This window comes from Ignavibacteriota bacterium (assembly GCA_016212665.1).
GTDB lineage: Bacteria > Bacteroidota > Ignavibacteria > UBA10030 > SZUA-254 > FW602-bin19.
Genome location: JACREZ010000014.1, coordinates 1 through 16,996 on the forward strand (window position 1 = coordinate 1; position 16,996 = coordinate 16,996).

Annotated in this window: 8 protein-coding genes; all 8 read left to right on the forward strand. The window is 41.9% G+C overall.

The genetic code is table 11. The annotated features are described in order from the left end of the window. A partial coding sequence (locus tag HY960_04620) for a hypothetical protein (protein MBI5215013.1) occupies window positions 1-160 on the forward strand: 160 nt, incomplete at its 5' end. 96 nt (window positions 161-256) lie between these two features. Continuing rightward, complete coding sequence (locus HY960_04625; GenBank protein ID MBI5215014.1) at window positions 257-1,126, forward strand: hypothetical protein; 870 nt, start codon at window positions 257-259, stop codon at window positions 1,124-1,126. Further along, complete coding sequence (locus tag HY960_04630) at window positions 1,123-3,711, forward strand: hypothetical protein (protein ID MBI5215015.1); 2,589 nt, start codon at window positions 1,123-1,125, stop codon at window positions 3,709-3,711. Before HY960_04625 ends, HY960_04630 begins: the two co-directional genes overlap by 4 nt. A gap of 12 nt (window positions 3,712-3,723) precedes the next feature. Further along, window positions 3,724-5,997: a T9SS type A sorting domain-containing protein gene (locus HY960_04635; protein MBI5215016.1), complete on the forward strand. Its 2,274-nt coding sequence runs from the start codon at window positions 3,724-3,726 to the stop codon at window positions 5,995-5,997. A gap of 120 nt (window positions 5,998-6,117) precedes the next feature. Then, complete coding sequence (locus tag HY960_04640) at window positions 6,118-6,813, forward strand: hypothetical protein (GenBank protein ID MBI5215017.1); 696 nt, start codon at window positions 6,118-6,120, stop codon at window positions 6,811-6,813. A gap of 113 nt (window positions 6,814-6,926) precedes the next feature. Next, window positions 6,927-9,062 (forward strand): TonB-dependent receptor, encoded by a 2,136-nt coding sequence (locus HY960_04645; GenBank protein ID MBI5215018.1) that lies wholly within the window; start codon window positions 6,927-6,929, stop codon window positions 9,060-9,062. A 144-nt stretch (window positions 9,063-9,206) separates the two neighbouring features. Beyond that, window positions 9,207-10,286, forward strand: a complete 1,080-nt coding sequence (locus HY960_04650; protein ID MBI5215019.1) for a terpene cyclase/mutase family protein — start codon at window positions 9,207-9,209, stop codon at window positions 10,284-10,286. Window positions 10,287-10,352: 66 nt separating this feature from the next. Further along, window positions 10,353-16,874 (forward strand): T9SS type A sorting domain-containing protein, encoded by a 6,522-nt coding sequence (locus tag HY960_04655; GenBank protein MBI5215020.1) that lies wholly within the window; start codon window positions 10,353-10,355, stop codon window positions 16,872-16,874. Window positions 16,875-16,996: the final 122 nt, after the last annotated feature.

A 16,996-nucleotide genomic window follows, 5' to 3' on the forward strand; every position in this document is an offset into this window, starting at 1 on the left:
ATTCTTCAATCCGAACGTAACCAACACCTTCAACCTCGGTGGTGGTGGTACCTGCAATCTTCGCCTCGGTTATGTGTTCACAGTTCCTGCGAACACAAACATCGCTGGTGATGCATATGTTGGTCAAATTCTCACCAATGCTTACTACACTGGTCTATAATATTTAACCTAGAAACGTAAGTGAGGGGATTTGCGGGTTTGACATGACTCGAAATGTATCCCGTCAAGTCCCCTTTTTATTTTTATGTTTCCGAATGTGGCTGAATTAAGGAATGATAATCATTTGACTACGAAGATGAGAACAAGGTTTTTTTATTTTGTAATAATTGCAGCATTATTCATCATACCGATATGTGAAGTTGATGCTGGTGTTGTAGTACGTCCACAATATTTATTTATTGATGCACCATCGAAATCCGGTGTATTAACAATAAGTAATTCCGGGGATCAAACAATGGAAGTATCCATTGAACTAAAATATGGTTATCATTCAACAGACGATACAGGGAAAATATTAATTTTAATGCCTGACCAATTGCAGGCAGACGACCGTTCGATGGTTAATTGGATCCGTGCTTATCCATCGAGATTTATACTAGGTCCATCAGAGTCTCAAGGTGTAAGAATATTTGCTAACCCACCCAGTGGTATGCCACCGGGCGAGTATTGGGCAAAAATGATTGTTACACCCAAAATATCTAAATCAATACAGCAAAAAAATCGAAGAGGTCCTGCTATTGAAATGATTACAGTTGTTACCGTACCTCTTCATTATCGCGTAAAACCAGTAGTTGCCGGAATTGAGCTTGTTGGAATAAAAGATATTAACCGCGAAAGTGGTTTGGTTAAAACGCAGGCAAATTTTAAACGTGTTGGAAATTCTTCTTTCTGGGGTACATTGCAATGCAGAGTTCTTAATAGCTCTGGTAGGGTTGTTGGGACGTTGGATAGAAATCTTGTTATTTACAAAGACCTCAAAATGAATCTTGAAATACCAACCGATTTTACAGGAGGGGGACCATATACGCTTGAATTAACGGCAGTAACAAAGCGCACAGATATTCGCGCAGATTTATTGGTGAATGCAGAACCACAACGTTGGACATTTCCTATAACACTACAATGACCAAAATCTGGATACTTATAATCATTTTGTGTTTGCTTACTTGTTCATTCGGTACGAGTTTATATGCCGGAGGTGAAGGAGCAACAAGTTCTTCGAATGAAGAGTCTATTCCTGTCGAATTACGATTAAAGGGCGCGGGGAGTGTCGAATTGTTTATTCTCCGTAAAGATGGTCGTACATATCTTCCGGTAATCGAACTCTTTAAATTCTTACGCATTAATTTAAATGTATCGGCTGACAGGCGTCAAGTTAATGGTTTTTTTCTTAGTAAAGACACTGCCTATACGTTAGATTTTGATAATCGCATATCTACAATTCGCGGAAGAAGGATTTCTATAACAGATGAACTCTTTATTATTTCTACTCAGGATATTTATTTAGATACTGAGTTACTTTATGAAATCTTTGGCATAAAATCCGATTATAATGCGCGTCGTTTAGTTGTTACGATTACAAGTTCCAGGGAAATGCCTGTCGTAACAATATCGAAAAGACAAAAAAACCGTGAAAGAATGTTCCAAACCCAGGAAATGCCGACCGCTGGGTTAAGTTTAGATCGCTCTCCTTTTTTCTTTGGCGGAGCGAGAGTAGATTATCGGTTTAATACGATTGTTGGACAGCATCGAAAACCACTTCATCACTATCAAATAGGATTTGGAACGCATATTATTGGCGGGGATTTACAAGGGAAGTTCCAAGGAGTGCATAATAAAAAAGTTACCGAAAATAATTTTACAGGATTTATACGGTGGCCTTTTTTTGACGGTGAAATTGTTCGTCAAGTAATTGTAGGTGACTTGCAACCGGATTTGGAGCCTTTGTACATTGGAAGTATAAGAGGTATCGAAGTAACAAATCGTCCTGCGCCAAGACGTTTAACGCTGGCATCAGAACTTTTTTCTATTGATGCACCTGCATCGCAGGAAGTTGAACTCTATCAAGGTGGTAGACTTTTATCTTACTATCCCGGTTCGACCGATGGTCAATATAAATTTCAATTAGGTATCCCTTATGGCAATTCCGATATTGAAGTCCGTGCTTATGATGATTGGGGCGGACTGGAAATTCAACGATATCGGTTTAATGTTTCACAGTTAATGGTGCCACCCGGAGAATTCCAGTATAGTATAAAGGGGGGAGAATTACGTCGTTACAAAAAAGATTTTTATGCAAAAGGTAGAGTTGATTATGGTGCATCATCATCATTGACTGTTGGACTTGATGCTCAATATGTTGATATCCGGGATGATGGTCAACAATTTTACCCGGCAATAACTGCGGAAGCAGCATTGCGAGTTACTCCCGGTATTTTAGGTGAATTTGCTTTTTCTCCTCTGCTTGCTTCAAAGTTTTTATTGAACGGTTCATTTCCTTCGCAAGCATATATTACGTTCGCCCATTACTGGTATAAACGAACTTCACCTCTTAACTTAAGTAGGGCGATTGAACAAACGAGTTTATCTGTCAATGTTCCGTTTTATTTTAATACTTACGGTGTTGTGTTTAATGCACAAGCAGAGCAAAGCATTTATGAGGCTCTTCGTCGCCGTGCAATACTACCCCGACTTGAAGGTTATACTCAAGGATTGCGCTTGTCCATCAGTATGAATATCGGAAGGATTAATTATTCTAGTGACAGATTTTCTGATTTTTGGACAACACGGTTAAGTTCTTCCGTACGAGCCCCTTTGAGTTTTATTGTTTCGGCTGCAATCCAGTATGACCATAAAGCAAAAAAATTGCAAAATGTGCAGTTGACTGCAAGTCGTGGAATAGGGAAGAATTTGCTTGTGATAGGGTCGTACAATCGTTCGTTTTTACCGTCGTTTGTATCAGCATTCATACAGTTGTCCTATGATTTGCCGTTCTTACGTATTGATGTTCGTGGAATGCGTGTCGATGGAGAATTCCAGTATAACCAAGTGTTAAGTGGAAGTGCGCTAACTTCAAGTACTCTGACCGATTTCTTCTTTGATAATCGGTTGCGTCTTGGAAGATCTGCAATTCATTTTCGCCCATTCATTGACCAAAATTCTAATGGATTATTAGATGGTTCAGAAAGATATATTCCTGATGTTTCAGTGAAAACATATGGTCCTCAAGTTACTGGTATCGGCTACAAAACAAAGAGCGGTCTCATGATTCCTAATGCTGAGGCTTACCAAAATTACATTGGTTATTTACCAAAACAATCGTATGAAGACCCACACTGGATTCCGAGATTTGGTGCAGTATCTGTGATGCCCGACCCCAATATTTTGAAGGTGGCAGACTTGCCAATCGTTGTCGGTGGTATTATCAATGGAAAAGTGACACAAACCGTTGCCGGAATTTCAGGACAGGCAACTGAAGGAGTCACTGTCACAATCAGCGATGGTACATTCAGTATGAAAACAAAAACGTTTTCAACCGGTGAGTTTAGTTTTATTGGTGTGCCTCCCGGTCGGTACGTCATTTCCATCGCTCGTGATGAATTAACTGCCGCGGGTCTGCGTCCAATTCAATCAGAGGTAAATATTGAAGTTCGGGCTAGACCTGAAGGTGACATTGTTGAAAATGTTAACTTTGAAGTGGTTGAACGCTAAGAACCTACAATCATGAGTTTATCATCACATGTTATCTCTCGATATGTTACGAGGGGGAATTTATTTTTTATTCTTGCGTTGTGGTTTTTCATTGCGCTATCTACTTTGTTTGCACAAAATATTTCCAAACAAAGTGAAAAGCAGATTGAAATTATCAGTAATGCAGTTGATGAAAACCAATCGGTAATTTTTGAAAGTCAATACGATTCGGATTCTTTCGAGGAGCAAAGTTCCCGTCTTGTTTCCCCGAACGATTTATGGTTTTGGTTAAATCCATATCCACAGGGGAATGCGTTGTATGGACTTTCGATAACACCCTCAGGTAATATTCTCGCAGTTGGGCAATTTGGTTCTGCCGTTGGTTCTACCGACGCCGGAACAACATGGTCATTTCTTCCCGCCTCATTAGTATCACAAAACAGACTGACGTGCATAGAAATGATTGATGACAATATCGGTTTTGCAGGTGGACTGTATGGTACTATTCTCACAACTAATGACGGAGGCGCAAGTTGGTCAAAATTGCCAACCACGTTCAGTCATTCAGTGAACAATCTTAGCTTTTTAGATGCAAACACAGGATGGATTGTCGGAAACGCAGGTATGGTAGGACAAACCAACGATGGAGGTGCATCATGGTCCCTTCAATCACTTTCTATTACGAAAACTTTACGTGATATTGATTTTGTATCACCGGGAAATGAAGGTTGGCTCGTCGGTGATGCTGGTGAAATTTATTATTCGAATGATGGGGGTGGTACATGGACGTTACAAACATCGAATACATCCAACACACTATCCACAGTTTTTTTTCTTGACGCGAATACAGGATGGGCGGCAGGTAAAAGCGGAACCGTATGTCGGACTGTTGATGGCGGTACAACCTGGAATGTTGTAAATTCATTTCCGCAGTGGGTAACAGAAATATTTTTTATTGATGCTAACACGGGGTGGGTTGTTACAAGTAACGGAAAAATTTACCGTTCAAATAATGGCGGCGCAACATGGGTAACACAAAGTTCGGGCGTTTCATCATATGAGTGGCTGTCGAGTATTAAGTTTCTTGATGTGAATAATGGCTTTGCTGTTGGACTGAGCGGTAGTATTTTGAAAACAACGAATGGAGGAACTGCATGGACAAAAGCATCGCGCGGTTTTAATGCGGATATCTGGTCAATGCATTTTCCGGATACATCTTCCGGTTGGACGGTTGGCGCGTCCGGTTCTGTGTACAGAACGACAAATGGCGGACGTAACTGGACGAGTAAATCAATTACGCTTTCCGGGTATTTGCGCGATGTATTTGCATTTGACACTTCCAATGTTGTTGTTGTTGGAGATAGAGGAAAAATATACCAGTCAGTGAACGGCGGAGGAGTCTGGCTTTCACGAATTGCTGGTACAAATGCAAATATTAATGGAGTGTATTTTACCGATGCTTCAACCGGATGGGCGGTAGGTTCCAGAGGTACGATTTTAAAGACGACAAATGGTGGAACGAGTTGGGTATCTCAGTTATCCGGAATTCCGGCAACTCTGAACGATGTGTATTTTACAGATGCAAACACAGGTTGGGTGTGTGGATTTACGGGAATCATTCTCGGCACAACCGACGGCGGAGACGTTTGGACAGCGTTACCTTCACTTACTGGTAAACCACTATACGGGTTATCTTTTGCAGATGCTAATCTTGGAATTGCGGTAGGTGAGCGCGGGACTATTCGTCGAACAACCGATGGTGGGTTTAACTGGGATTCAGTTGCTTCTGGTGTAGCGGCATTACTCTATTCAGTGAAGATGACAGACCTTTCGAATGGTTGGGCAGTTGGAACAAAAGGAACAATACTCTTTACCAACGATGGCGGGTTGTCATGGTCAAATCAGTTTGCACCGACGACGCAACAACTTCGTGCAATCAGCGCTGTGGATAGCACTATTGTGTGGGCTGGCGGGAAAGCCGGGGTTGTGTTACGTTTCGGGACAGGCACGCTTTTGAACACTTCAACCTCAGCAATTACAAATTTAGAATCACGAAATTATCCCAATCCTTTTAATCCTTCAACTTCTGTTATTTTTGATTTACCTGAAAATGAATTTATTACTGTAAAAGTATTTGATATCCTTGGGCGAGAGGTACATACTTTGATACAAAACAAGGAACTTGAACGAGGAAACCATTCACTTAGTTTTACCGGTGATGATTTACCGTCAGGTCCTTACTTCTATAGAATAATTTCATTATCCGGAAAATATTTTGCCACTGGAAAAATGTTACTCCTAAAGTAACACCACAAGTCATCTAACCGCTCTGACGGCGATTGCATTGCCGTATTCATTATCATTTTATTTTTGCAATCAGGTTCTATAATTCATAATTATTTATAGAGAATATTTAAAAGTAATTCAATGAAAAAATCAATAGCGACCATTATTATTTTCTTATTTCTATTTGTCGTGCAAAGCCTTATTGCACAAGAACCTGATTCTGCTGATAAATCAAACCAAACTCAGGAAAATCCTATTGAAAAAATCAGTGAGAATACGTACCGTATTGGAAAACTGATTCTCAATAGTCTTGATGGTACTGTGAAACTCAATGGTACATTCAATATGGAAAAAGGAATAATTGAATTACTCGCGTGTGCGACAGGCGGCAAAACGCATGAGAGTGTCATTGTCCTCGATGTCGTTCCATATCATCTTCAAGTTGCAATGATTTTGCTGGGACTGAAATACAAGGGGGGTGTTGAATATCAGGGGGACCCAAGTACGCCCCAGGGCGACTCGGTAGAAATTTGGGTAACATGGAAGCATGAGAATAACGATATAACGGTTCGTGCTGAGGATTTAATTTGGGATGTCAAACAGTCAACTTCTATGGAACATACGCCATGGGTTTTTGTCGGGTCAAAAATGGTCGAAGGAAGATTTATGGCAGACCAGGAAAAATCGTTGATTACGACATTCCACGACCCATTCACAATTTTTGATAATCCTTTACAGGGTGGTTCGAATGACGAACTGTACACAGTGAACGAAAAACTTGTCCCGAAAAAAGGAACTCCGGTTACACTTACAATCAAAACCTTATCTAAAAAGTAGTCACCTGACTATTTTTGGGAATAATATTCTCAAATGAAAATTTGAGTTGCTCTTTCTCTCAGTTTTGCAGTCAACAAAAATATCACTACTCACAACATTTATTTAGGATTTATATGAAAACAAAATCTTATCTCTTAATATTTCTCTTGACTACACAAACAGTTCTCAGCGCTTACGATGCAAAAGAGTTGTTCTTTCGTCCAATCAATTCACAAACTTCTGTTCTCTTTCAAGAAATGACTGAAGGAAACTCAGATGTGCGTTTGGATTCTGATTCAGACAAAGTGTTTCCCCTTCCGCAAATGGTTATTACAGCAACCCGTACTTCACAAAACAGTTTTGAAATCCCCCGTGAAATCGTAACGGTTCAGCAAGAGCAATTTGAAAAGAGAGCCACGCGTTTTACACCCGATGCGCTGTCCGAATCGCCCTCCATTACTGTGCAGAAAACAAACTACGGCGCCGGCGCTCCGATAATTCGCGGGATGATAGGAAATCAGGTGCTATTATTAGTAGATGGAATCAGATTGAATAACTCCACATTTCGTTTTGGTCCGAATCAATACTTAAATACAGTCAGTCCGTTTCTTATTGATAGAATCGAAATTGTGGAAGGTCCCGGTTCGGTGTTATTTGGGAGTGATGCGTTAGGCGGAACAGTGAACCTCATTACGCGAGATATAAAAAATCAGTCTGTTTCTGGTGTGCGTTTACTGACCACGCTCTCAACTGCTGACCAGAGTGGTGTAAGTCGGTTAGATTATACAACGCATGTTGGAAATATCAGTATGAATCTCGGAGGCGGCTATCGAAAGCATGAGGATTTGCGGAGTGGTCAGGGAGTTCAACCAGCCACAGGTTTTTCCGGTTATGAAGGAGATGTGAAGTTACGATATTCTGTAAACGAACAGGATGAATTGAATGCCTCATATCAGTTTACACAATATGAGGATGTTCCGAGAACGGATAAAATTGCATCGGGCGATGATAAAAAATATATGTTCAATCCTCAGCGAAGGGAACTATCGTATCTTTCGTATGATGCGTACGGCATAACAGAGTTTGTTCAACTGATGAGAGTTACGTTGAGTTATAACCGTCAGGTGGAGGGGCGTGAAGAAATCACCACGAAGAAACCAACAATGGAAACACGAGACATGGATGAGATTCAAACAGTAGGGGCTTCAGTCGAACTTCATTCATCCTTGAATGAGCAGAATTTACTGACATATGGTTTGGAATGGTATTCAGATTACGTTTCCAGTCGAAGAGATACGGTGAATTTAGCAACGAATTTTTCCGGTTCGGTGAAATCTCAGTTCCCGGATGGAACACGATACAGAACATTCGGCGCATTTCTTCAAAATCAATTTTCATACAACCCATTTTCCGTTATTGCTGGTGTCCGATATAGTGCGTTCAAGTTCCAGGGAACACTAGGTGTACCGTTTGGGGAGACAGTGAGCACTCCGAGCGATGTAACATTCAGTCTCAACGGTCTTTATAAAGTAGTGGAAAATCATCTCAATTTTATTGCAGGAATTTCTCAAGGATTTCGCGCACCCAATGTTGATGATATTGCCGTATTCGGAAAATCAGGTTCGGGCGCGGGTGCACGGTTTGATACGCCGAGTCCTGAATTACATCCGGAAAAAAGTATCAATATCGAATCCGGGTTGAAATATCAGGATGAAAAATCGAACGCAACTCTGTTTTTCTATACATCAAATTATACAGACCTCATCGTTCCTAAACCCGGGATATATAACGGCGATGATTCATTATCCGGCTTGCGTGTGTATCAAAGACAGAATGTCGGTGAAGCGAAAATTCAGGGCATTAATTTTTCCGGGAGGTATAGACTTACACCCACCCTATCACTCCGTTCCGAACTAAGTTGGACGGAAGGAACCAATACTTCAGATAATGAACCGCTTTCAAGGATTCCGCCGTTTCGAGGAATCATTGGATTGACTTTCCAAGAAGAGAAATATTGGTTCGAGTACCAGAATTTATTTGCAACCGAGCAAACACATCTCTCGACTAATGATAAAAAGGATTTTCGTATCGGTCCAAACGGTACAGCCGGATATTGGATTGTGAATCTCCGAGGGGGATATTCTTTTTCCGAGCAATTATCGGCAAACATGATGTTGGAAAATGTCTTAGACCGGCATTATAAAATACACGGCTCTGGAGTTTATTCGCCGGGACGAAATGTTATTTTGAGTTTAAAAATTGGTTTGTGACTTCTGTAACACGGAGATAAATCAAATTATTGTATTTTTTGACAGATTTTTCGTGCTTGCTTGCATTGAGACATCAACAACGCTATTATGAAAACATTACAACAAAACATCCTTTTTCTATTTCTGGTTTACCTTTGTCTTTCTGTGACATCACAAGCGCAGGGGCAAATTGATATATCCTTGAGAAAAGAGGCTGAACATTCAATTGACTTCGGATTGAAGTGGTTCGAGAAGAATCAGGCAGAAGACGGTTCATGGTCTCATTATCCGGCAATTACTGCGCTTGCGGTTTCAACATTTCTCAACAGCCCGCAAGGGTACAGCGAAGTAAATAATACCTCCGTAGCGAGAGGGATAGATTTTATTCTTCAATGCCAAAAACCAAATGGTGGAATTTATATTGATGACCTTGCAGGATATAATACTGCAATTTGTTTGATGGCGTTATCGGAGACAAAAAATCAGAAATACACAGATGCAATTCAGAAGGCGCGCGACTTTTTACTTTCACTTCAATACAGCGAAGCAAGCGGAGTTACCGCCGAGGATGCTCGCTTCGGTGGTATCGGATATAAAGACAAAGAACGGCCTGATTTATCAAACCTACAGTGGGCGATTGAAGCAATGAAGGAATCGGAAAATTATAAAAAAGTCAGTGAAGCAAGCGGTAAGGAACAGGAATATTCCGGGACGAAAACAAATCTCGCAGTTAGCGCTCAGTTGTTTTGGGATAATGCAATTGTCTTTATTGAGCGATGTCAGAATTTCAAAACGAACAAACAATCATGGGCAGGGGATGACGGTGGATTCATTTACAGTCCGAGTGAAAGCAAGGCAGGCTCATACACCTCATACGGAAGTATGACCTACGCCGGTATGAAGAGTTTTATTTATTCCGGATTGGAAAAAGAGGACGAACGAGTTCAGGCAGTCTTTACATGGATTCAAAAAAATTATACTGTTGAAAAAAATCCTGAGATGGGTGAGCAAGGGCTGTTTTATTATTATCAAACAATGGCAAAAGCGCTTGATGTGTATGGCGATGATGTCATCACCGATTCATCGGGCAAACAGCGCAACTGGCGAAAAGAGATGATTGAAAAGATTATCAGCATTCAGGACGGCGAGGGTTTTTGGGTAAACAAAAACAATCGTTGGTGGGAAAATAAAAAGGAATTAGCAACAGCGTATGCTTTGTTAGCGCTTGAACATGCGCTGAAATAAATGGAGTTTTTAAATTTAGAACTTAAATAAATATTACTCATTCAAAACAATAGAGGAGAATCTCTTATGAAACAAGTGATACTTCGTTCATTAACAGCATTCATTTGTGTGGTGTCAATGTTGACAGGAACAAATATCTTGTTTGCTCAAAATCAAAATAGCATTCTACAGCAAGGACAAGATTTATTAAACAATTATGAACCTCCAAAGATGGTGACTCCGGTGGAAACTATGACACCGGAAGAATCGTGGAGAGAAAAGATGGTACAACAACAAAGTCTGATGTCGTCTATTCGATATGCATCAACGGTGTTGGCATATAGTACCCAGTACAGCGGGACGAGTTGGTCGGCGGCACGAGCATTAGGTGCGCCAGATGTATATCCAAATTACGGTGATAATAGCTATGCATGGGCTTCTGGCAGCCCTGACGGACAACGAGAATATCTTGAATTCTTGTTCAACAATCCTGCACCCGTATCAAGCATTGCAATTTGGGAAACGTATAACCCCGGTGCTGTTGATACAATCTACGTTAAAAATCCCAGCACTTCTTTGTGGGAAGTTGTTTGGTCGGGCAGTGCGGTAAGTGCGGGTAGTTCGTCAAGAATATTCAGTGTGAATTTTACATCAACAGCATACAATGTTTCAGAAGTACGAATCGCAATCAATTCTCCGGCAGTGGGCGGCTATAATGAGATAGATGCAGTAGGAATTTCATCCTCAGCAATTAATCAATTGCGCGTGAACACTATGCCAAGTTATACAACAAGTACAACCTATGGTAATGCGTTGGCTGGTCAACAGATAATGGTTTGGGGTAATGCGAACGGAGGGACGGGGCCATACTCTTACGTTCTTGATTTTGGAGATGGCACGAATACTACCGGAAGTGTTTCTTCACCGAATAATCGGATGATTGGGGCGAATCATACCTATGCCACTGCCGGAAACAAAATGATGAAATTGACGGTCACCGATGCATTAGGCGCTGTGAGTTCCGATTCATCCGTAATCCGAGTGTATGCCGCGGCAACCACCACAATCAGTGTTAACATGGCGATTGAAAAAGGATTGTTGTATCTCTATCAGAACCAGTATAGTGATGGTCATTGGGCTGATAATTCAAATGTAAAAGCATCTACCGGCGCGGCATTACTCTGTTTTGAGGAGAATGGTCACAAGCCGACAAACGATTTCGACCGTGATATTTATGCAGAATATGTACGTTTAGGTTTGAATTATCTTCTCTCGGGAGCTTCACAGTACAATATCTATGCACAAACTGCTGGTAATCCCGACACAGATGGTGATGGAAAAGGCGCATATCTGGAAGGTTCCAGTCATGCAACGTATGTGAATGGTATTGCAAATTTGGCTGTAATAGGTGCGCATAACAATGCTGCAAATGCACAACTTGACACTATAACTGTAGGAGTATATGCCGGGAAAACATTCTATGATTATGGTGTTGATATGGTTGACCAATGGGCGTTTAGCCAGACAGAAAGCGGAACTCCAGCATATCGCGGTGGTTGGCGATACGGTGTTGCAACTGCGAACTACGGAGATGCAGATAATTCAACAACGCAGTGGCCCGCTTTAAATTTAGAAGCCGCTGAAAAAAGTTGGGGAATTGTAGCGCCTTCATTTGTGAAATCGGAACTTGCATACACTCTTGCTAATACACAAGATGGCACAGGCGGTTTCGGTTATTCTCAAATGAGTTACTGGAACAATATAACAAAAACAGCTGCTGGTATCGGTTCGTTAGTCTATAAGGGGGAGAATTCATCCAGCGCTTCAGTTATTTCAGCAATTAATTTTTTAAATAACAACTGGAATTCCGGGAACTTAGATGCGTATAGTTGGTCAAATCATTTTTATGGCAATACATACGCTATGTATGGTGTAGCAAAAGGTATGCGTATCATGGATAACCATACCGGTTTACAATTCATCGGTACCCACGATTGGTATGCAGAATATGTTGACCATCTTTTGAATAACGCAACGTGGAAACAAAACTCGAATGGTTCATGGCCCAGAAATGCAAGTTATGCACCGACGAGTTATATGGGTGATCCATTGAATTCATCTTTTGCAATTCTTGTCTTAACACAGGGTGTTGTTATTCCTCCACCTGTTGCAGTTATTGACCCGGTTTCACCTCGTCCTTCGAATACAGCATTTCAGGTATTTGGAAATAGTTCCTACCATCAGGACCCGAATAAGTCCATTGTTTCTTATTCATGGGATTGGGACGCATCAAATGGAATTAACTTTACCACGCCGGACGCTTCCGGGCAAAACCCGATTAACCCCGGATATCCATCACCGGGCGCATATACAATTACCCTGCGTGTTGTTGATAACGGGGACCCGGCACAATATGATGATGTAAGTGCAACTGTTGAAATCAATGACACAGCAAATCACCCGCCTGTCGCGGTTGCTATTCCTCCGGGTTCGGGCGGGGTCTATGCCGGTCGTGTCGGAGAACCTATCACACTCGATGCAACATTTTCTTATGACCCTGACGAACCGAACGACTCTGTCGTTGCATATAACTGGGACACAGATGGTAATGGAATCTATGGTGATGCGACTACTCCTCAAGTAACTCTGACGTTCAATAACGAATACAATGGTCAGGTCGGAGTGAAAGTCTATGACACGCATGGCGATTCAAGCATTAACAATGCGTACATTACTATCTATGCATCACGTCGTGATTTATTTGTTGAATCTTTTACCTCGACGCCATATTATGCTTCCGTTGGTGGTCAGTTACATGTCGTTGCAGTATTTAAGAATAATGATACTTCCGATGCGGCGGCAAATAGTGTTCAGGTGAAGTTCTACGATGAAGACCCATACACGACAGGAAATCAAATCGGCAGTCCGTTCACTGTTGATTTACCGATTGGTGGTCGGGATACAATTGACACGTATCTCACTATTCCGTCACTTCCCTATGGTGACAGACAGTTCTATGTCTTCGTTGATGCAAACAATCAATTTGCTGAGTGGAATGAGCAGAATAACGTTATGGGTTCTGATGTCAACATCGGAACATGGTTAACGCTTCGTGGAATGAAGTGGAATGACCTTGATGGCAATGGCGTCAAAGATGAAAACGAACCCGGAATAGCCGGTTGGACGATATCTCTTGATAATGAAGGGACCACCACCACCGATGCAAACGGGAATTATGAGTTTGTCGGTGTACCCGCAGGTACGCATACTGTATCTGAGTTCAATGATACAGCATGGACACAGACGTATCCGCCTACAGGAACATATTTCTTCTCCGTTTCGGTTGAAAGTACGCTTACCGGTTTGAACTTTGGTAATAAGAGAATTCCTAACGGCGTTATCTCCGGATTGAAATTCTATGACAAAAACGGAAATGGACAACAGGATGAATTTGAAAACAGCTTGAGCGGATGGGTCATCGAATTGTTCTTGCCAGGCGATCCCGGACAAACATGGTACGATACGACAGATGCAAATGGTATGTACTCATTCAGCGGACTTGCACCCGGAACCTATACTGTTTCAGAACAGAATCAGTCAGGGTATGTACAAACGGCGCCGGTATCTCCCGGAACTTATACACTTACAGTTGATTTCGAGGCAGTATTTTCAAATAAAAACTTTGGAAATTTTGCATACGATAATTTCTTCGGTTATAAATTTGAAGATGTCAACGGTGACTCTACCGATAATGACGAGCCGCGTTTATCCGGTTGGACAATTTTGCTGATGAAGGGCGAAGATACAGTTGCAACAACTGTCACAGGCTCTGAAGGCGAATTCAGTTTTGATAACGTCGGTCCGGGAACATACACAATCCGTGAAGTCAATCAGGCAGGATGGGACCAAATAGTTCCCGGCTCTCCCGGTTATTACACAGTGAATGCGTACAGCGGTTCGGAACGAGACCCGTTTGTTTTTGGTAACAGGCATAGTGCTGGAATTTCAGGAATGAAGTTCAACGACCTGAATGGTAACGGTTCACGCGATGAAGGTGAACCCGGCTTAGCAAACTGGCAGATCGTTCTACGCGGCGCCGCATCCGATACGGCTATAACAGATGTGGATGGAGCATATTCATTTGCCATCACATCGAGCGGAAAATATCTGGTGAGTGAAATTCAACAGAATGGTTGGGTTCAAACGACAACGAATCCGGACTCCATCAGTGTTGTTCTCGGTCAGAATGTTAGCGGTGTGAATTTTGGAAACTATCAGACTGCCTCAATTTCCGGTATGAAATTCCTCGATGCCGATGCAGACAGTGTGAAAGACCAGAGTGAAAACGGTTTACAGGGCTGGACAATCAAAGCGACAAAGGGATTATCTCAGAAAACTGCAGTGACCGATGCTAATGGTGCATACTCATTCTCGTTCGGTCCTTCGGAAACGGGAACATGGATTATTAATGAAATGTTGCAAGTTGGCTGGACACAAACGTTCCCTGCAAACTCGACATATTCGATTAATATTCAATCAGGGACTGCAAGTGCAAATGTAGATTTTGGAAACTATCAGGGTAGTTCAATCTCCGGTAAAAAATTCGAAGATGTTGCCGGTGATGGAGATACTGCGGGTGACCCGACCTTAAACGGATGGACGATTGAATTGTACAGCGGTGAAACATTGGTTGCTTCTACAACAACTTCCGGTGATGGAGAGTATGAATTCGGAAATCTCGCCCCCGGAAGTTATATCGTTCAGGAAGTATTGCAACAAGGATGGTTACAAACATATCCGGAGAACGGTTCATATTCTGTTACCATCGCGTCAGGTTCAAATGTAACAGGGAAGGACTTTGCAAACTTTGAACTCGGCTCAATCAGCGGCGTGAAGTTTCTTGACTTTGATGGTGACTCGGTGAAAGATGCCGGTGAAGTTGGTTTGGCAAATTGGGAAATCACCTTAAAAGAGGGAGAAGCAACAGTTGCCACAGATACGACAGATGAACTCGGTCAGTATAGCTTCACGGGGTTAACCGCCGGTTCATATGTAGTCGCTGAAGTAATGCAGGATGGTTGGTATCAAACAACTCCTGTAAGCGGAGAGTATCAAATAGATGTTGTCAGTGGTACGGTTGAATCAGGGAAAAATTTCGGTAACTTTGAGTACGGTACAATCAGCGGTACGAAATGGTTCGACCGTGATAGTAGCGGAACGCGCAATATCGCCTGCGAAGGAATGTTACCAAATATCAAGATGGTGTTGTATGGAACAAACACTGCCCCCGATACAGTCACCACGGATGAAAACGGTGAATTTACGTTCAGCAATGTTCCAGCCGACGTATTTACATTGACAGAAGCAAGTAATCCTCTCTGGAACCAAACATATCCGTCAAATGGAACGCCGTATTCGATTACAATGGTGAGCGGTTTAGATACTACGGGATTGGAATTTGGAAATTTCTATGTCCCAGACACAGGTAAATTCCGCACATTTATTCTTACTGATTATAACGCCGCACGTCGATCCCCACAAAAATCAGGGTTCATTAGAAATCCAACGGCAGGTAATGTTCGTGACACAGTCTTTATTCGTAAAGGATTCGGTCTCGAAAATGCCAATGATAGTGGCTATCTCCGCATCGGTATCAAAAGACCCGATAGCGCATTAATAAATACGTGGGGATGGTTCTTCCATCGTTGGCAGGTTTATAAAGGACCTGCAGTGAAACATTGGATTTACAACAAGAAAGCGTGGGGAACAAAGCGTGACCCAAAAACAAAACAACAGGTTCCGCGTAATCCCGCATTCTATCTCAATGGAGTTGTCGGTGAACAAGTTACAGAAACATACTTTGGCAATGCCGGTAACCACCTCACAATGGAATTGACAACACTGAAAACAAACGTAGCGGCGAGCGATCTTGGAATCACTCCGAAAGGATTGGGTGATTTGATTTATGTTTGTCGTGATACTACAGCAGACAGTGTTTTTGTTGGAAAGTCAATCAGAACGATTATCGCTCATGCTGATACAGCATTAACGATGGGTCGGGCAATTCGGAATGTCAGCGCAAACCATATTGATACTACGTATCGTCATCCGGTTTCCTATCTCACGTTGCTCGATTCTGTTATCGCACGTATCAATCGCGAATTCAGAGCGACAAAAATTGATACAATATCAACCAAGCCTTTGAAATTGAAAGGCGTGAAAGGTTTGTACAAGGTATCATACTTAATGCGCGATAGTATCGCTCCGGTTCCGTTAGCACACTTCGAACCGAATTATGCGACAGAAGAAATTCCGGCAACGTTCAAGTTAGAACAGAACTATCCGAATCCGTTCAACCCGATGACGACGGTACAGTTTGAGTTGCAGGTTCCATCAAAGGTGACGCTCAAGATTTATAACCTTCTCGGACAGGAAGTTGCTACTATCCTGAATGATGTTGACATGGAAGATGGAGTTCAGGCAATCGAACTCGATGCAACAAGTTTCTCTTCGGGCGTCTATTTCTACAAACTTGAAGCGAATGGATTTGACGAAGATGGTCAGAAACATTCGTTCCAAAGTGTAAAGAAAATGACATTAATTAAGTAAGAGTAAAAAGGGCTGGTTGAACAAACAACCAGCCCTTCTTATTTTTGGAGGTACGCGGGGTAAAATTTTTGTAATAACTTCCTTGAAATTGTAAAAGGAAGTCAGTACATTCACAAAGCATA